The following is a 17,807-nucleotide window of genomic DNA, read 5'->3' as shown; positions in this document are numbered from 1 at the left end:
GAATCCCGGGGCCGTCTTGTTGGTGCGGTCGAGAACTACTCGCTGACCTCCACCGCGACCCCTTCGGCCGAGGTCAACGCGCGCGCCCGCTCGACCAGCCCGACGAACTCCTTGCGTTGCCCCCACGGGTCGCTGCCGATGGAACGCTGCGCGGATGCGGCGATGTCCTTCCAGCTCCACTGGCCGATCTGCTTGCCGCCGCGCAGCGCATCGGCGAAGGCGGCGACCGCGGTGGCGAAGCGCAGCGACTCGCTGGGAGCAGCGACCAGCTGCGAGCGCAGGATCGGCGTTTCGATCAGGCGGCTGGTGTCCTCGCCCGGGCGCTTGTAGCGCAGGCGCAGATGGGCGAGTTCCTTCGTATTGGCGGCGGCCTTGGCGGCGTCGCCGTAACGCAGCGGCGGCAGACGGTCGGCGCCGGAACCGGCCGGGGTGATCTCGTACAGCGCGGTCACTTCGTGCCCGGCGCCGATGTCGCCCGCGTCGACCTTGTCGTTGGCGAAGTCCTCGCGGTTGAGCACGCGATTCTCGTAGCCGATAAGGCGGTACTCCGCGGCGACCGCCGGGTTGAACTCGATCTGGATCTTCACGTCCTTGGCGATCGTGAGCAGGGTCGAGCCCATTTCCTGCACCAGCACCTTGCGCGCTTCCATCGGCGTGTCGATGTAGGCGTGGTTGCCGTCGCCGACATCGGCGAGCTTCTCGGCCAGTTCGTCGTTGTAGTTGCCCTGGCCGAAGCCGAGCGTGGTCAGCGCGATGCCGCTCTTGCGCTGGTCGGCGACCAGCGTTTCCAGCGCGTTCTGGTCGACGGTGCCGACGTTGAAGTCGCCATCGGTGGCGAGGATGACGCGGTTCACGCCGCCCTTGATGTAGGCCTGCCTGGCCATCGCATAAGCGAGGCGGATGCCGTCGCCGCCGTTGGTGCTGCCGCCGGCTTCGAGGCGGTCGAGCGCCTCGAGGATGTCGTCGCGGTTGGCGCCCGATGTCGGCGGCAGCACCAGTCCCGCCGAGCCGGCGTACACCACCATCGATACCCGGTCCTGCGGACGCAGCTGCCTGACCAGCTGGCGCAGTGCGTCCTTCACCAATGGCAGCTTGTCCGCGTCCTGCATCGAGCCGGAGGTATCGATCAGGAACACGAGGTTGGCCGGCGGCAGCGCCGCCTTGGGCACGTCGTAACCCTTGATGCCGATCATCAGCAACTGGCGCTTGCCGTTCCAGGGCGCCGGCGCGAGTTCCGTGGTGACCCGGAAGGGCGTCTCGCGCGAGGCCGGCGCGGGATGGCCGTAGTCGAAGTAGTTGAGGAATTCCTCGGCGCGCACCGCGTCGCTGGGCGGGCGCACGCCCTCGGCAAGCATGCGCCGCACGTTGCTGTAGCTGCCGGTGTCGACGTCGATGGAGAAGGTGGAAACGGGTTGCTCGGATGTCCGGTGCACCGGGTTGTCGTCGTTGTGCGCGTACTTCTCGGTGTTGGCCGGCTGCGGCATCGGCTGGGCCATGAGTACCGCCGCCGGCGCCACGGAGACCTGGTTGGCGGCGATGCGCGAGCCGGTGACTTCGATCCGGTCCAGCGATGCCGCGGGATAGGCGGTGCGCGGCGATGCAGGCGGGGGTGGCGGCGCATAAGCGACGGAGGCCTTGCGTTCGGCTTCGCCTTGAATCCGTTGGCGTTGCTCCTGCAGCGTTCCGCTCGCGGCCGCCGCGGCATCGGCCGCTTGGGCTGCTGCCTCCGCCGCGGCGACCGCATTGCCGGCAGCCGCGGCCTCGTCGCTCTCGCGGGCGTCGGCCAGGTTGTGGTTGGCGGTGCTGCAGGCGCTCAGGGCAACGACGAGAGCGAGGGCGAGGGTCGAACGGTGCGGCTGGGGCGTGCGTTGCATGGTGCGTCTCCGCGGCTGGGTTGCCGGTGGAAACGCATGGCTTGCGCGAACGGGGTTACACGGAATGCAGGATGAGGCCTCAGCCCCGGATCACCAGCAGCCGCTGCTCGGTCATGTCCTCGATGGCGTAGCGCACACCCTCGCGCCCGAGGCCTGAGTGCTTCACCCCGCCGTACGGCATGTTGTCGACGCGGAAGCTGGGGACGTCGCCGACGATCACGCCGCCGACGTCGAGCCGGTCCCACGCGCTCATGGCATGGGCGAGGTTGCCGGTGAACACGCCGGCCTGCAGGCCGAAGTCGCTGTCGTTGACGCGGTCGAGCGCGTCGTCGAAATCGTCGAACGGTTCGAGCATCGCCACCGGGCCGAAGACCTCCCTCCGGTACAGGTCACTGTCGTGCGGCACCTTCTCCAGCAGCGCGGCCGGCAGCATGTTGCGCGTGCGCGGACCGCCGGCCAGCACCTTCGCCCCGGCCTTGCGCGCGGCGGCGATCCAGTCCTCCACGCGCTGTGCCGCTTCTTCGTTGACCATCGGGCCGATGAAGGTCTTCTCGTCGCGCGGATCGCCCGTACGCAGCTTGGCCACGGCGGCCTTCAGCTTGCGCCGCAGCTTGTCGTGGATCTCGGCGTGCGCGTAGATGCGCTGCACGCTGATGCAGCTCTGCCCGGACTGGTAATACGCACCGAAGACCAGGCGTTCGACCACCTGGTCGAGTGGCGCGCCCGGGTCGGCGTCGACGATGCAGGCGGCGTTGCCGCCCAGTTCCAGGGTGACCTTCTTGCGCCCGGCGCGTGCCTTGAGGTCCCAGCCGACCAGGCCGCCGGTGAAGCTCAGCAAGGCGATGCGTTCGTCCTCGACCAGCGCGGCGGCATCGTCGGTCGAGCACACCACAACCGAGAACGCGCCCCTGGGCAGGTCGGTCTCGGCGAGGATCTCGGCGATGATCAGCGCGCCGATCGGCGTCTTCTCCGCGGGCTTGAGCACGAAGGGACAACCGGCCGCGATGGCGGGTGCAACCTTGTGCGCAACCAGGTTGAGCGGGAAATTGAACGGCGTGATGAAGCTGCAAACGCCGATCGGCACCCGCTTGACCATGCCGCGATAGCCGCGGGCGCGCGGCGACACCTGCAGTTCGAGCAGTTCGCCGCCGCTGCGCGTGGCTTCGCCCGCCGCGATGCGGAAGGTGTCGATGAGGCGCGTGACTTCGCCGCGCGCATCCTTGATCGGCTTGCCGGCTTCGATGCACAGCGCCTGTGCCAACTCCTCGAATCGCTCGTTGAAACGGCGCACGCAATGCTCGAGCACGTCGCGACGGGCATCGGGCGGGAACGCCGCCATCGCCTCGCGCGCCTTGTGCGCCGCGACGATGGCCTTGCGCACCGCGGCGGCGTCGGCCAGCGCCACCCGCGTGGCGCGCTTGCCGGTGTATTTGTCGAGGACGTCCAGTTCCTGCTTCGCACTCACCGGCTGGTTGGCGAGGTAGTAGGGGTAGTGCGGCTTGAGCGCAGGCTTGGCCATGAAACCCTCCTTGTCTCCGGAGCCTAGATGATGCCGCGTAAATGCGGCATGCGCCCCGGGCGGCGCCGCGGCTACGCCTCGCCGGGATCGACGACCCGGAGCGGGAGATTGCCGTCGGCCAGGCGGGCGTCGAGACGATCGCCCGGGGCCGCGTCCAGCACGCTGCGCACCACGCGTCCGTCGGGATGGCGCAGGATCGTGTAGCCGCGGGCGACCGTGGCGAGCGGGCTGACCGCTTCCAGCGATCGCGCGAGTCCACGCAGCCGCAGCATCTCGTTGCCGAGCCGGCGCACGATCGCGCCCTGCGGCCGCGACGACAGCGCCGCGAGCCGCTCGCGCAGGCGCGCGATGCGACGTTGCGGGTGTCCCGCGCGCAGGACCGCATTCGCGTGGCGCACGCGGGCGTGTTCGCGATCCAGGCGCCGTTGCCATGCGGCGGAAAGCCGGCGCAACGCGTCGGCCTGGCGGCGGCAGAGGGCATCGAGCCGGGCGCGCGGGCGCAACGCGTTCAGGCGCAAGGCCGCGCGGTCGGCGCGCTGCATCGCCGCACGCAGGCGCTGGGCCTGCAGGTTGCGCAGGCGTGCTTCCAGTGCACGCAGCCGCCGCTGCAGGTCGTCGCGATTGGGCACCAGCAGTTCCGCCGCCACCGATGGCGTCGGCGCGCGCAGGTCCGCGGCGAAATCGGAAAGGCTGAAGTCGGTTTCGTGTCCGACCGCGGACACCACCGGGACCGGCGAGGCGGAGATGGCGCGTGCCAGGCGCTCGTCGTTGAACGACCACAGGTCTTCCAGCGAGCCGCCACCGCGCGTGAGCAGCAGGACGTCGTAGCGGCCGGAGGATGCCGCACGCTGGAGCATGCGCACGATCTGCGGCGCCGCCGCCGCGCCCTGCACCTGCACCGGCAGCACATCGGCCTCGGCCAGCGGGAAACGCCGCGCCAATACGCTGAGCACGTCGCGCACGGCCGCGCCGCTGGGCGAGGTGATGACGCCGATGCGCCGGGCGAAGTGGGGCAGGGGACGCTTGCGGTCGCTGTCGAACAGGCCTTCGGCGGCCAGCTTCGCCTTCAGCTCCTCGAACGCGCGCCGCAGTGCGCCTTCGCCTGCTTCCTCCATGTGGTCGAGGACCAGCTGGTATTCGCCGCGGGCCTCGTACAGCGTCAGCCGCCCGCGCGCGAGTACGTGCACGCCCTCGCGCGGCACGAACTTCAGCCAGCTGCTCTTGGGCCTGAACATCGCGCAGCGCACCTGCGCGCGCTCGTCCTTGAGGACGAAGTACAGGTGGCCGGAGGAGGGTCGCGAGACGTTGCCAAGCTCGCCCTCGACCCAGATCAGGGGGAACGATCCCTCCAGCAGGTCCCTGGCCAGCGTGTTGAGCTGGGACGGCGTCAGGACGTCGCTGGGGTCGTCGAGGTTCATGAATTTGGGCGTGGCGCCCTGCCGACTGCACGGCGGCCCACGGTACCGCAGCCCGGCCGCCGGGTCACGGCGTCGCTACAATATGCGCATGAATTCAGAGATCGACCTGACTCCCGCCGCGCCCTGCGCCGGCATGGCCTTCGGCCCCGGCCCGCGCCGCCACACCCGTGCCGTAACCATCGGCGGCGTCCAGGTCGGCGGCAGCGCGCCCGTGGTGGTGCAGTCGATGACCAACACCGACACCGCCGATGTCGCCTCGACCACGAAGCAGGTCGCCGAACTGTGGCGCGCCGGTTCCGAACTCGTGCGCGTCACGGTGAACACGCCCGAAGCCGCTGCCGCCGTGCCGCGTATCGTCGACAAGCTGGCGATGATGGGCCTGAGCGTGCCGATCATCGGGGACTTCCACTACAACGGCCACCAGCTCCTCACCAACGAGCCGGCGTGCGCGGAAGCCCTGGCGAAGTACCGCATCAATCCCGGCAACGTCGGTTTCGGCAAGAAGAAGGACACGCAGTTCGCCACCTTGGTCGAGTTCGCGATCCGCTACGGCAAGCCGGTGCGCATCGGCGCCAACTGGGGTTCGCTCGACCAGGCGTTGGCCGCGCAGCTGATGGACGAGAACCACAGGCTCGCCCAGCCGCTGGACGCGGCCGAAGTGCTGCGCGAGGCGTTGATCCGCTCCGCGCTGGATTCGGCCGCCCGCGCCGTCGAACTGGGCTTGCCGGCCGAGCGCATCGTCCTGAGCGCCAAGGTCAGCGGCGTGCAGGAGTTGATCGCCGTGTACCGCGAAATGGCGCGCCGCAGCGACTTCGCCCTGCACCTGGGCCTGACCGAGGCCGGTATCGGCAGCAAGGGCATCGTCGCCTCCAGCGCCGCGCTGGGCGTGCTGCTGCAGGAAGGCATCGGCGACACCATCCGCATCTCGCTCACGCCCGAGCCGGGCCAGTCGCGCACCACCGAGGTCATCGTCGCGCAGGAACTGCTGCAGACCATGGGCCTGCGGGCGTTCACGCCGATGGTGACGGCGTGCCCCGGGTGCGGCCGCACCACCAGCACGTTCTTCCAGGAATTGGCCAAGACCGTGCAGGAACACGTGCGCGCGAAGATGCCGGAATGGAAGATCACGCATCCCGGCGCGGAGAACCTGACCCTCGCGGTGATGGGCTGCGTGGTGAACGGTCCGGGCGAGTCGCGCCACGCCAACATCGGCATCTCCCTGCCGGGCACCGGGGAGGCGCCATCCGCCCCCGTATTCGAGGACGGCGAGAAGACCGTGACGCTGCGCGGCGAGAACATCGCCCACGAGTTCGTCGCGCTGATCGACCGGTATGTCGAGCGCCGTTACGGCGCGCGTTGAGGCAACCGCTCCGTCCCGGCTCGCAATGCCGCCGCGGATTCCTCCAGCCCCAAGGTAAATCCCCGCTTGCGCCGCGGCGCGGCATGGGCGCGCGGATTTTTTGACGTACTATGCAGTTTGCGTGCAATGGCAGACCTTCGAAGGGGTTCGAAGGCCTGCTGCCGCTACTTGAGTCCTCGGCAGCAATTAGGGGTTTGCCGAGGAGTAATCAGTACCGCCTCTGGGGAAAACCATGTCGAACCTGAAGAAGTGGGGAGGCGTTCTCGCGCTTTGCATGCTGGTAGCCGTGGCGTTGGCCGCGACCTACCGGATCCGCGAGCAACGTGAAGTGACAGGCAGGATGGCCGCAACGCGCAAAGCCAGCACGGCCAGCACGTTGCCGGCAACGAGTACCGCGAGCGCCACCAACATCGATGCATTCAATGCAGGCAGCGACGTCAAGACGCCGGCCCGCAATTCCGCCGACGCCAGCGATGGCCGCGGCACGTATATCGTGGTCTTCGGCGATGAACCGCTGGCGACCTACAAGGGCAGCCTGGCGGGCTTTTCCGCTCCGCCGCGCCGCATGGGCGCGTACGGCAAGTACAAGCTGGATACACGCAGCAACGAATCGCTCCGCTACCTGAGCTACCTGCAGCGTCGCCAGGGCCAGATGGAGCAGCAGATGTCCTCGGCGCTGCTGCGTTCGCTGCCGGTGCGCCGTCGCATGCAGCACGCGATCAACGCCATCGTGACCGACCTGACGCCCACCGAAGCCGGCGTGGTATCCCGGCTGGGCGGCGTCCGCCTGGTCGAGCAGTACCGCGAATACGCCCTCGACACCGACGTCGGTCCCACGCTGATCGGAGCGCCGGTCGCCTGGGCGGGCAGTGTCGGCGAGTACTACAACTCGGCCAGCCCGGTGAAGGGCGAAGGCATCGTCGTCGGCATCATCGACTCGGGCATCAACTTCGGCAGCCCGTCGTTTGCGGCCACCGATCCGATCGACGGCTACGTCCATGTCAACCCGTTGGGCGCCGGCGTCTACCTGGGCACCTGTGCCGCGGGCGGCGTCGACGAAGGCCGCTGCAACAGCAAGCTGATCGGCGGCTACGACTTCGTCTGCAACGCGCCTGGCAACACCTGCGGCACCGCCAACGTCCGTGAGGAGCCCGGCTTCGGCGACACCAACGGCCATGGCAGCCACACCGCCTCGACCGTCGCCGGCAACCGCCGCGACGTTGTGTTCAGCGGTGCGCCGCTGCGCATCTCGGGCGTGGCGCCGCGCGCCAACATCATCGCGTACGACGCCTGCTACACGAACACGAGCACGTCGCAGGGCCTGTGCCCGAACGTGTCGACTGTCGCCGCCATCAACCAGGCGATCGCCGATGGCGTGGACGTCATCAACTACTCGATCGGCGGTGGCGCGGAGCCCTGGGCCGAGTCGACGTCGCTGGCGTTCCTCAACGCCGTCGACGCCGGCGTGTACGTCGCTGCCTCGGCCGGCAACAGTGGTCCGGCCCCGAACACCCTCGGCCACCTGGAACCGTGGGTGGCATCGACCGCTGCCGCGCAGCACGGCCGCGGCGACTTCGCCCTCCTGATGCAGGTGACCGGCCCGGCACCGGTGCCGCCGGCCCTGCAGCCGCTGGTGCTCACCAATGGCAACAGCGGTGTCGAGCTGACCGCGACCATCCCTGGCACGACGCCGCTGCGCGTCAGCGCGGGCATCGACGCGGCCGACGACGGCTGCAACGCCTATGCGCCGGACACCTTCGCCGGTGCGATCGCGGTGATCCGCCGCGGATCCTGTTCTTTCAGCATCAAGGTCAACAATGCTTCGGCTGCCGGCGCCTTGGCGGTGGTGATCGCCAACAACCAGGCTGGCTTGATCTCGCCCACCGTGCCGGGCACCACCATCCCGGTGTTCGCGGTCCTGCAGACCGAGGGCAATGCGCTGCGCGACTTCGTCGCCGCCCACCCGACTGCGACCGCGCAGATCAGCTTCCCGGCGGTGGGCCTGCCGAATGTGGCCGACGCGCTCGGTTCGTTCAGTTCGCGCGGCCCGGCCGGCCGCTTCTCGCTGGTGAAGCCTGACCTCACCGCGCCAGGCGTCAACATCCTGGCGACGATCGCCGGCACCACGATCACCGGTTCCGAGAACCTGATCGGGCTGATGAGCGGTACCTCGATGGCGTCGCCGCACCACGCCGGCGCCGCCGCGCTGGTGCGCCAGGCGCGTCCGGGCTGGACGATGCCCGAGATCAAGTCCGCGCTGATGATGACCGCGACCCCGACCGTGTACAAGGAAGACCAGGTCACGCTCGCCGATCCGTTCGCGCGCGGTGCGGGTCGCATCCGCGTCGATCGCGCCATCCGCGCCGGGCTCGTCCTGGGCGAGACGACCGCGAACTTCCAGGCGGCCAACCCGGACAACGGCGGCAACCCGACCACGCTGAACGTCGCGAGCCTGGGCAACGCCAAGTGCTTCCCGACCTGCTCGTTCACCCGCACCTTCCGCAACCCGGGCACCAGCATCGGCCTGTGGCGGATCAGCATCAGCGGCGTTCCCGGCACGGCCAATCCGTCGTTGATGTGGGTGCTGCCTGGCGCCACCCGCAGCGTGACCTTCACCATCAACTCCGCCACGCTTCCCGGCGATGGCAGCTGGAACTTCGGCCAGGTGCTGATGGAGTACCGCGAGAGCGGCGGCGGCGTGAACGACTACGCCTCGTTGCGCATGCCGATCGCCGTGTCCGTGCCGCCGCCGGTGGTGTCGGTGCCCGCATCGGTGAGCGCCAGCACGACCGCCGGCAACAACGGCAGCGCCAACTTCAATATCGGCAACGTCGGCGGTTCGACGCTGAACTACACCGCCAGTGGCACCGGTAACGGCGTGGTCACGCCGTACCTGGCGCAGCGCGGCGCGGTCAATTCGGGCTTCCGCAACACCAGCTACAACCCGGCCCAGCCCACCAGCCAGGGCGAGTTCGCCGCCGACGACTTCAATGTCCTGGAATCGACCAGGATCACCTCGCTGACGACCGAAGGCTTCGTGGTCAGCGGCGTGGCATTGACCTCGGCGGCCACCAGCATCACCTGGAGCCTCTATCCGGATGCGAGCGGCGTCCCCGCCGGCAATCCGCAGACGGGCGCGGCGGCGGCGGTGTGGACCTACACGGCGACCCCCACGGCCGCCGGTGTATCCACGTCGACCAACGCGATCACGCTGAACCTGGTCGCGGCCGGCCAGAACGTGACGCTGACCCCCGGCAAGTACTGGCTGGTGGTGAACACGCGCGGCACCTTCGCCAACCGCTGGGCGCAGTTCGGCTCGGCGACCGGCAGCGGTTCGTTCGCGTCGATCATCATCGACCAGAACGGCGCCGGCAACTGGGCGAGCAACGCCGCCTTCGCCGGCCTGTCGATGGTCGTGAAGGGCACGGTCGCGTGCGGCGCGCCGTGGTTCGGCGCACTGACGCCGGCCTCCGGCGCGGTCGCGCCGGGCGCGTCGCAGCCGACGACGCTCGCGCTCAACAGCAGCGCCCTGGCTGCCGCGAGCTACCGCGCCAACGTGTGCGTGAGCAGCAACGATCCGGTCAGCCCGGTCGTGGCGGTGCCGATCGTGCTGACGGTGTCGCCGGCTCCGTAAGCGATCGATCCAGATGTGCAGAAGGCCCGGCACTCCCGGGCCTTTTGTTTTCCGGTCGCGCGCTGCCGCATCATGCCGCGATGCAACCTCACGTTCCCGCCCATGTGCCGCCTGGCGCGAGCCGACGCTGGCCCTTGCTGGTTGCGGGCCTGCTGCTGCCTTCGACCGTACTCGCGGCACTGGGGGCACGAGTCGCTGCGCGGCGTGCCCTGCCTTTAGACGACGCGACCCTGCTGGCCGCGCATGCGTGGTCGGGCCCACTGCTGGACCGCGTGTTCCAGGTGGTGTCGCTGCTGGGCTATGGCTACGGCGTCGTGCCGTTCGAGATCGTGTTCGTGCTGGTGCTCGCAGTCCGGCGCCACGCGCGCGAGGCCTGGTTCGGGGGCTTGGCCCTGTGGGGTTCTCTGCTGCTCAATACGCCGTTGAAGCTGGTCTTCGAACGCGCGCGTCCCGCGTTATGGGATCCGCTCGAACGCCATGCTACCTACAGCTTTCCAAGCGGCCACGCGATGGCCACCGCGACCCTGGCCAGCGTGCTGATCCTGCTGTACTGGCGCACACGTTGGCGCTGGCGCGTCGTTGCCGCCTCGCTGGCCCTGGTGGCGCTGGTCGGACTCTCGCGCGTCTACCTCGGCGTGCATTACCCATCGGACGTGATCGGCGGGTGGGCATTCGGGGTGCTGTGGACCGTGGCGTGCTTCTGCGCCGTGTTTCGCCAGCACCGGCGCCCATGGCAGGCGTTCGCGAAACCACCGCGTGCGCGGGACCTCGCCTGACGCAAGCGTTGCGCCTTATTCGCCCGGCTTGGCCGCTTCCACCGGCGCAGTCGTCGCATGCCGGCGGGCCAGCTGCGCCTCGCGGTGGGCGATGTAGGCATTGGCGATGAAGATGATGGCCGCGCCCAGCACCGTCCAGCGGTCGAGCCTCTCGCCGAACAGCAAATAACCCGCGACGGCCACCACCGGCAGCTGCATGAAGCTGATCGGCGTGAGCGCGGACACGTCGCCCATGCGCAGGGCCCGCGTCCACAACAACTGGGCGATGGTGCCGAACAGGCCCGTCGCCACCAGCCACCACCAGGTGAGGCCCTGCGGCCACTGCCACACGAACAGCGCCGGCAGCAGCGACAGCGGCACCCAGAACACGTACGTGTAGAACACGATGGTGTCGGCCGGATCGATGCGCGAGAGCTGCTTGATCTGGATCGCGACGACGGCGCTGAAGACCGCCGCCATCACCGCCACCAGCGAGCCGGAAGTGAAGCCGGTCGTGCCGGGGCGCACGATCACCAGCACGCCGAGGAAGCCGATCACCACCGCGGCCCAGCGCCGCATGCGCACGTGCTCGCCGAGCCAGAACACCGCCAGCACGGTGACGAACAACGGGGTGGAATACGACAGCGAAATCGCCTGCGAGAGCGGCAGGTGGCCGATCGCCCAGAAGCCGCACAGCATCGAGCCGATGCCGATCGTGCTGCGCAGCAGGTAGCGCGGCAGCTGCTGGGTGCGGAACACCGAGCGGTTCCCGCCGCGCAGCAGCATCGGCATCAGCGCCAGCAGGCCGAACGCGTTGCGGAAGAACGCGATTTCGAACGTCGGCAGCGACTGCGACGCATAGCGGATGGTGATCGCCATCAGCCCGAAGAACATCGTGCTGACGACCATCAGCATCGCCGCACGCAGGAACCGGTGCGGTTGCGCCGTCACCAGGCGGCGCCGATCACGCGGGGTTCGGGTTCGATCGCCACGCCGAAGCGCTCGTGCACCGATGCGGCGATACGCCGGGCCAGGGCCAGCAGTTGCGCGCCGCTGGCCTGGCCGTGGTTCACCAACACGAGCGCATGCGATGCGGCGACGCCGGCGTCGCCATCGCGGTGGCCCTTCCACCCGCACTGGTCGATCAGCCAGGCCGCGGACAGCTTGCGCGACTCGTCGTCGTTGCCACGGAAGACCGGCAGGGCTTCGTGCCGCGCCTTCAACGCATCGGCCTGCGCCGCCGGCACGATCGGATTCTTGAAGAAGCTGCCCGCATTGCCGAGCACGGCGGGGTCCGGCAGCTTGCGCCGCCGGATCGCGATCACCGCATCGGCCACGTGCTGCGGCGTGGGTGCATCGACGCCCATCGCGGCGAGCTCCTCGCGGATGCCGGCGTAATCCAGCTTCAACGCTGCCTGCCGCGACAGCGCGAACTCCACGGCGGTGACGATGTAACGGTCGGGCTGGCGCTTGAACAGGCTGTCGCGGTAGGCAAAGGCGCAGCCGGCTGCATCGAAGCGGCGCACCTGGCCCGTGGCCGGCTCGAACGCCTCGACGGCGTGGATGCACTCGCGCACTTCCGCGCCGTAGGCGCCGATGTTCTGGATCGGCGCCGCACCGACGGTGCCGGGAATCAGGGCGAGGTTCTCGAGCCCCGCGAACCCCTGGCGCAGCGTACGCATGACGAAGTCGTGCCATTCCACGCCGGCGTCGGCGCGGATGACCGTGCGATCGCCGGTCTCACCCTCGTCCAGCTGCGCCACGCGCTTGCCTGTGAGCGCCAGGACCACGCCTTCCGGATCGCCTGCGAACAGCAGGTTGCTGCCGCCGCCGAGCACCAGGGACAGGCGCTCGCCGAAACCGGGATCCGCGAACAGCGCGGGCAGGGCGCTCGCGTCGGAGACCTCCACCAGCACCGGCGCGGTCGCCTCGACGCCGAAGGTATTGCGGGATTTGAGCGAAGCGTCGCGGGCGATGCGGATCGAGTCGGTCATGGATGCGGCTGCGCGCTCAGACTTCGGGCGGCAGGTGGCCGCGGCTGGGAGCTTCCTTGCGACGGCGCAGCGCCTCCACGCATTCGCGCACCAGCTCGGGTCCGCGATAGACCAGGCCGGTGTAGAGCTGGACCAGCGTCGCACCTGCCGCCTGCTTGGTCGCGGCGTCGGCCCCGGAAAGGATGCCGCCCACGCCTATGAGCGGGATGGATTCGGGCAGGCGCGTACGCAGCATGCGCAGGATCGTGGTGGATGCACCCATCAGCGGCCTGCCGGACAGGCCGCCGGCTTCGTGGGCGAATTCGGAGCCTTCGACCATGGTGCGCGAGATGGTGGTGTTGGTGGCGATCACGCCGTCCACTTCCAGGTCGGCTAGCACGCGCGCGGCCGCGTCGACGTCGCTCTCGCTGAGGTCCGGGGCGATCTTCACCAGCATCGGCACGCGCTTGCCGTGCTTGGCGCCCAGGCGCTCCTGCTCCTCGCGCAGGGTGCCGACCAGGCGGCGCAGTGCCTGTTCTTCCTGCAGTTCGCGCAGCCCGGCGGTGTTGGGCGAGGAGATGTTGACGGTGACGTAGTCGGCGAGCGGGTACACGCGCGACAGGCAGTACATGTAGTCGCCCTCGGCCGCTTCGTTGGGCGTGTCCTTGTTCTTGCCGATGTTGATGCCGAGCAGGCCGCCGCGGCGCTGCGCGCGCTCGACGTTGCGGACCAGCACCTCGATGCCTTCGTTGTTGAAGCCCAGGCGGTTGATCACCGCGCGGTGCTCCGGCAGGCGGAACATGCGCGGCTTGGGATTGCCCGCCTGCGGCTTCGGCGTGACGGTGCCGACTTCGATGAAACCGAACCCCAGCGACAGCAGCGCATCGATGTGCGCGCCGTTCTTGTCGAGGCCGGCGGCCAGGCCGACCGGGTTGGGGAAGGTCAGGCCAAAGGCCTTGGTCGGCAGCGGATCGGGCTTGCGCGCGAGCAACGGGTTGAGGCCCGTGCGGTACGCGGCCTCGAGCGCGTCGAGCGTGAGCGAATGCGCACGCTCGGCGTCGAGGCCGAACAGGAAGGGACGCGCGAGTCCGTACATCGCCGGGGCCGTCGCTTACAGGTCGAACTTGATGCCCTGCGCGAGCGGCAGCGAGTCGGAGTAGTTGATGGTGTTGGTCTGGCGGCGCATGTAGGCCTTCCACGCGTCCGAACCCGACTCGCGACCACCGCCGGTTTCCTTCTCGCCGCCGAAGGCGCCGCCGATTTCCGCGCCCGAGGTGCCGATGTTGACGTTGGCGATGCCGCAGTCCGAACCCGATGCGGCCAGGAATGCTTCGGCCGCCTTGAGGTTGGTGGTGAAGATCGCCGACGACAGGCCCTGCGGCACCGCGTTCTGCATGTCGATGGCCTCGTCGATCGTCTTGAACTTCATGACGTACAGGATCGGGGCGAAGGTCTCGTGCTGGACGATCTGCGCGTCGTTGGTGAGGCCGGTGACGATCGTCGGCAGGACGAAGTTGCCCTTGCCCTCGATCGCGGCGCCGCCGGTTTCGATCTTGCCGCCGGCGGCCTTGGCCTTCTCGACGGCATCCAGGTAGGCGTCGACGCCGTCCTTGCTGTTGAGCGGGCCCATCAGGTTCTTCGGGTCGGTCGGATCGCCGATCTTGCCTTCGACCTGCTTGTAGGCGGTGACCAGCTTGCCCAGCACTTCGTCATACATCGACTCGTGCACGAACAGGCGGCGCGTGGTGGTGCAGCGTTGGCCGGCGGTGCCGACGGCGCCGAACACGATCGCCGGGATCGCCAGCTTCAGGTCGGCGGTCTGGTCGACGATGATCGCGTTGTTGCCGCCGAGCTCGAGCAGCGAGCGGCCCATGCGCTGGGCGACGCGCTCACCGACCATGCGGCCGACCTTGGTCGAACCGGTGAAGCTGATCAGCGGCACGCGCCTGTCGTCGACGAACTGCTGCGCCAGCTCGCTGCCGGCGTCGTTGAACAGGAAGAAGATGTCGGGGAAGCCGCCCTTCTTCAGCGCCTCGTTGCAGATCTTCATCGCGGCGATGGCCGAGAGCGGGGTCTTGGGCGACGGCTTCCACACGGTGATGTCGCCGCAGATCGCCGCGACGAACGAGTTCCAGGCCCACACCGCAACCGGGAAGTTGAAGGCGGAGATCACGCCGACGATGCCGATCGGGTGCCACTGCTCGTACATGCGGTGGCCCGGGCGCTCGGAGTGCATGGTCAGGCCGTACAGCTGGCGCGACAGGCCGACGGCGAATTCGCCGATGTCGATCATTTCCTGCACTTCGCCATCGCCTTCGGGCTTGGACTTGCCCATCTCCAGGGCCACCAGCGAACCCAGCGCGTCCTTGTGCGTGCGCAGCGCGTCGGCGCACAGGCGGATGGCTTCGCCGCGGCGCGGGGCGGGAGTGGTGCGCCAGACTTTGTACACGGCCTGGGCGCGCTCGATGATCGTGTCGTAATCGGCCTTTGACGAAGCCTGCACGCGACCCAGCACCTCGCCCGTGGTCGGGTTGACCGGCTCCAGCACGCCCGCGTCCCTGGTGGCCGACCACTGGCCGCTGCCGAGGTAGGTGCCGGATTCGTTGTCGGTCAGGCCGAGCGCGGTGAGTACGGTGTGGGTCATGGGGGAACTCCAAATGGCAATGGGACGCGGCCGGAGCAGGCGTCCGGCGGGCAATGCGGGAACTGGCGGCCCCGACACGATTCGAACGTGCGACCTTCCCCTTAGGAGGGGGACGCTCTATCCAGCTGAGCTACGGGGCCTTGAGGCGCCGAATTATCGCAGAGATCGGTGGGACGCCGTACCCCGCAGCCGCGTTACCGCGGGTTGCCGCCACGCGGCCATGCCGAAGCCTTCTTGTCACTTCGACGGCGTCGCGCCACCGGTTCCGCCGAATCCTCCAGCAAAACGACAGAACGCCCGGATTTCTCCGGGCGTTCTGCTGATCCGAACGGTTGCAGGCGGGCCGCTTACTTCTTGCCCGGCTTGCCCTTGCCGCTGTCGGCCGGCGGGGTGACATCGTCGGCCTTGGGCGGTTCGACCAGGCCACGGCGCACCAGCAGCGGTTCGATGTACGGATCGCGGCCGGTGAAGTCGTGGAACAGCGCCAGCGCGTCCTTGCTGCCGCCGCGCGAGAGCAGGGTGTCGCGGAAGTGGTCGCCGTTGGCGCGGGTCAGGCCACCGTTCTGCTTCATCCATTCCACGCTGTCGGCGTCGAGCACTTCCGACCAGATGTAGGCGTAGTAGCCCGCTGCGTAGCCGCCCATGATGTGGCTGAAGTACGGCGTGCGGTAGCGCGGCGGCACCGGCGCGAAGTCGAGGCCGTCCTTCTTCAGCGCCGCGGCTTCGAAGCCCATCACGCCGTCGGCGTTGGGCACTTCGTCGGCCGACTTCACCTGGTGCCAGCGCTGGTCGAGCATGGCCGCGCCGAGGTATTCGGTGGTGGTGAAGCCCTGGTTGAACTTCGAGCTCGCCAGCACCTTGTCCAGCAGTTCCTTCGGCATCGGGGCGCCGGTCTGGTAGTGCTTGGCGTAGTTGGCCAGCACTTCCGGCCAGTCGGCCCACATCTCGTTGACCTGCGACGGGTATTCGACGAAGTCGCGCGGCACGCTGGTGCCGGAGAAGTACGGGTACTTCACGTTCGAGAACATGCCGTGCAGCGCATGGCCGAACTCATGGAACATCGTGGTCACCTCATCCCAGGTCAGCAGCGTCGGCTGGCCGGCCGGCGGCTTGGGGATGTTGAGGTGGTTGGCGACCACCGGCAGGAAGCCGGTCATCGCGGACTGGTCGACGTACGAGTTCATCCACGCGCCGCCCTGCTTGGACGAACGGGCGTACATGTCGGAGATGAAGATCGCCAGCTGCTTGCCGTCCTTGTCGAAGACGTCGAACACGCGCACGTCGTCGTGGTAGACCGGCAGGTCCTTGCGCTCCTTGAAAGTCAGGCCGTACAGCTTGCCGGCAGCGTAGAAGACGCCGTCGCGCTGCACGCGATCGAGTTCGAGGTAGGGCTTGAGCTGCGATTCGTCGAAGTTGTACTTGGCCTGGCGCACCTTCTCGGCGTAGTAGGCCCAGTCCCAGGACTGCAGCTGGAACTTGCCGCCTTCCTTGTCGATGATCGCCTGCATGTCGGCCGCTTCCTTGCGCGCGTTGGCGACGGCGGCCGGGGCGAGCTTGCCGAGCATGGCGTTGACCGCTTCCGGGTTCTTCGCCGTCTCGTTGGCCAGCGCGTAGGCGGCGTAGGTCGGGTAACCCAGCATCTGCGCGCGTTCGGTGCGCAGCTTGACGACCTTGGAGACGATCTCGCGGTTGTCGAACTTGTTGCCACGCGCGTTGCGGGACAGTGACGCTTCCTGCAGCTTCTGGCGCAGGGCGCGGTTCTGCAGGTAGGTCTCCTGCGGCTGCTGGCTGAAGTTCATCAGCGGCAGCACGTACTTGCCTTCCAGCTTGCGCGCCTTGGCGGCCTCGGCGGCGGCGGCGATCTGGTCTTCCGGCAGGCCGGCCAGTTCCGCCTTGGTGTCGACCACCACGGCGAGGTCGTTCTTCTCGCCCAGCACGTTCTGGCTGAACTGCGTGCCCAGCGAAGCCAGTTCTGCGTTGATCGCCTTCAGGCGCGCCTGCTGCTCGGGGCTGAGGTTGGCGCCGGCGCGGACGAAGTCGTTGTAGTAGCGCTCGACCAGGCGCACGCCTTCGGCGTCGAGGCCGAGCTTCTCGCGGGTGTCGTACAGCGCCTTGACGCGCGCGAACAGCTTGGGATTGAGGTAGATCGCGTCGCGGTGCGCGGCGAATTTGGGCGAGTACTCGGCATCGAGCTTGTCGCGGGTGTCGTTGGTGTCGGCGCCGACGAGGTTGCCGAACACGGTCGCCGCGCGGGTCAGGATGCGGCCGGACTTCTCCATCGCGAGGATGGTGTTGTCGAAGGTCGGCTTCGCCTTGTTGTTGGCGATCGCGTCGATTTCCTTGCGGTTATCCGCCATGCCGCGATCGAAGGCCGGCGCGAAGTCGCTGTCCTTGATCTTGTCGAACTGCGGGTAGTGCAGCGGCAGCGGGCTTTCGCTGAAGAAGGGATTGGCCTGGGCGTTCACGGCGCTGGGTGCGGTCTTGGAGGACGGTGCCTTGGGAGTCTGGGCGGCGAGGGCCGGGACGGTGGCCGAGGCCAGGGCGATGGCGACGGCCAGCGCGAGACGGTGCTTCATCGGGCGATCTCAGTGGAGCGGGAGCCGGAGGGTAACCGATGGGGGGTGAGCGGG

Annotated in this window: 11 protein-coding genes and 1 tRNA gene; 3 read left to right on the top strand and 9 right to left on the bottom strand. The window is 68.6% G+C overall.

All coding sequences use genetic code 11. From position 1 onward, the window contains the following. Positions 1 to 35: 35 nt before the first annotated feature. From BP05_RS09550 to xseA, 3 genes are all read right to left on the bottom strand, one after another. Entirely contained in the window at positions 36 to 1,874 is a 1,839-nt protein-coding gene (locus BP05_RS09550; protein WP_496362799.1) for a vWA domain-containing protein, read from the bottom strand. Between the two features lie 79 nt (positions 1,875 to 1,953). Continuing rightward, on the bottom strand, positions 1,954 to 3,393 hold the full coding sequence (locus tag BP05_RS09545; RefSeq protein WP_496362797.1) for an aldehyde dehydrogenase family protein: 1,440 nt from the start codon (positions 3,391 to 3,393) through the stop codon (positions 1,954 to 1,956). A gap of 71 nt (positions 3,394 to 3,464) precedes the next feature. Further along, positions 3,465 to 4,811: an exodeoxyribonuclease VII large subunit gene (gene xseA, locus BP05_RS09540; protein WP_496362795.1), complete on the bottom strand. Its 1,347-nt coding sequence runs from the start codon at positions 4,809 to 4,811 to the stop codon at positions 3,465 to 3,467. A gap of 133 nt (positions 4,812 to 4,944) precedes the next feature. On the opposite strand from xseA, the gene ispG reads away from it, so the two are divergent. The 3 genes from ispG to BP05_RS09525 all read left to right on the top strand — a co-directional run bounded on the left by ispG (position 4,945) and on the right by BP05_RS09525 (position 10,581). Continuing rightward, entirely contained in the window at positions 4,945 to 6,171 is a 1,227-nt protein-coding gene (gene ispG / locus BP05_RS09535) for a flavodoxin-dependent (E)-4-hydroxy-3-methylbut-2-enyl-diphosphate synthase (protein WP_496363148.1), read from the top strand. A 232-nt stretch (positions 6,172 to 6,403) separates the two neighbouring features. Next, entirely contained in the window at positions 6,404 to 9,805 is a 3,402-nt protein-coding gene (locus BP05_RS09530; RefSeq protein WP_496362793.1) for a S8 family serine peptidase, read from the top strand. An 80-nt stretch (positions 9,806 to 9,885) separates the two neighbouring features. Then, positions 9,886 to 10,581, top strand: coding sequence for a phosphatase PAP2 family protein (locus BP05_RS09525; RefSeq protein WP_496362791.1), 696 nt, complete (start codon positions 9,886 to 9,888; stop codon positions 10,579 to 10,581). Positions 10,582 to 10,596: 15 nt separating this feature from the next. On the opposite strand, the gene BP05_RS09520 is transcribed toward BP05_RS09525, so the two are convergent. The 6 genes from BP05_RS09520 to BP05_RS09495 form a co-directional block, all read right to left on the bottom strand. Continuing rightward, positions 10,597 to 11,469 (bottom strand): DMT family transporter, encoded by an 873-nt coding sequence (locus BP05_RS09520; protein ID WP_496363146.1) that lies wholly within the window; start codon positions 11,467 to 11,469, stop codon positions 10,597 to 10,599. Positions 11,470 to 11,507: 38 nt separating this feature from the next. Then, a complete protein-coding gene (gene murB / locus BP05_RS09515; protein ID WP_496362789.1) occupies positions 11,508 to 12,554 on the bottom strand; it encodes a UDP-N-acetylmuramate dehydrogenase in 1,047 nt (348 codons plus the stop codon). Positions 12,555 to 12,570: 16 nt separating this feature from the next. After that, the gene (locus tag BP05_RS09510) at positions 12,571 to 13,629 is read right to left on the bottom strand and encodes a quinone-dependent dihydroorotate dehydrogenase (RefSeq protein WP_496362787.1); all 1,059 of its coding nucleotides are present in this window, start codon (positions 13,627 to 13,629) and stop codon (positions 12,571 to 12,573) included. A gap of 15 nt (positions 13,630 to 13,644) precedes the next feature. Next, positions 13,645 to 15,177, bottom strand: a complete 1,533-nt coding sequence (amaB, locus tag BP05_RS09505; RefSeq protein WP_496362785.1) for an L-piperidine-6-carboxylate dehydrogenase — start codon at positions 15,175 to 15,177, stop codon at positions 13,645 to 13,647. Positions 15,178 to 15,240: 63 nt separating this feature from the next. Continuing rightward, positions 15,241 to 15,317, bottom strand: a tRNA-Arg gene (locus BP05_RS09500). Positions 15,318 to 15,524: 207 nt separating this feature from the next. After that, positions 15,525 to 17,753, bottom strand: a complete 2,229-nt coding sequence (locus BP05_RS09495; protein WP_496362783.1) for a M3 family metallopeptidase — start codon at positions 17,751 to 17,753, stop codon at positions 15,525 to 15,527. Positions 17,754 to 17,807 lie beyond the last annotated feature (54 nt).

The sequence above is a fragment of the Lysobacter oryzae DSM 21044 genome (genome assembly GCF_059568595.1).
The sequence above is the reverse complement of the archived record's forward strand: the minus strand, read 5'-3'. Positions and strand labels throughout refer to the sequence as shown.

Coding starts and splice junctions, on each gene's coding strand:
- murB (WP_496362789.1), bottom strand. CDS start 12,554: ATGACCGACTCGATCCGCATCGCCCGCGACGCTTCGCTCAAATCCCGC.
- BP05_RS09525 (WP_496362791.1), top strand. CDS start 9,886: ATGCAACCTCACGTTCCCGCCCATGTGCCGCCTGGCGCGAGCCGACGC.
- ispG (WP_496363148.1), top strand. CDS start 4,945: ATGGCCTTCGGCCCCGGCCCGCGCCGCCACACCCGTGCCGTAACCATC.
- amaB (WP_496362785.1), bottom strand. CDS start 15,177: ATGACCCACACCGTACTCACCGCGCTCGGCCTGACCGACAACGAATCC.
- BP05_RS09510 (WP_496362787.1), bottom strand. CDS start 13,629: ATGTACGGACTCGCGCGTCCCTTCCTGTTCGGCCTCGACGCCGAGCGT.
- BP05_RS09545 (WP_496362797.1), bottom strand. CDS start 3,393: ATGGCCAAGCCTGCGCTCAAGCCGCACTACCCCTACTACCTCGCCAAC.
- BP05_RS09530 (WP_496362793.1), top strand. CDS start 6,404: ATGTCGAACCTGAAGAAGTGGGGAGGCGTTCTCGCGCTTTGCATGCTG.
- BP05_RS09495 (WP_496362783.1), bottom strand. CDS start 17,753: ATGAAGCACCGTCTCGCGCTGGCCGTCGCCATCGCCCTGGCCTCGGCC.
- BP05_RS09520 (WP_496363146.1), bottom strand. CDS start 11,469: ATGGTCGTCAGCACGATGTTCTTCGGGCTGATGGCGATCACCATCCGC.
- BP05_RS09550 (WP_496362799.1), bottom strand. CDS start 1,874: ATGCAACGCACGCCCCAGCCGCACCGTTCGACCCTCGCCCTCGCTCTC.
- xseA (WP_496362795.1), bottom strand. CDS start 4,811: ATGAACCTCGACGACCCCAGCGACGTCCTGACGCCGTCCCAGCTCAAC.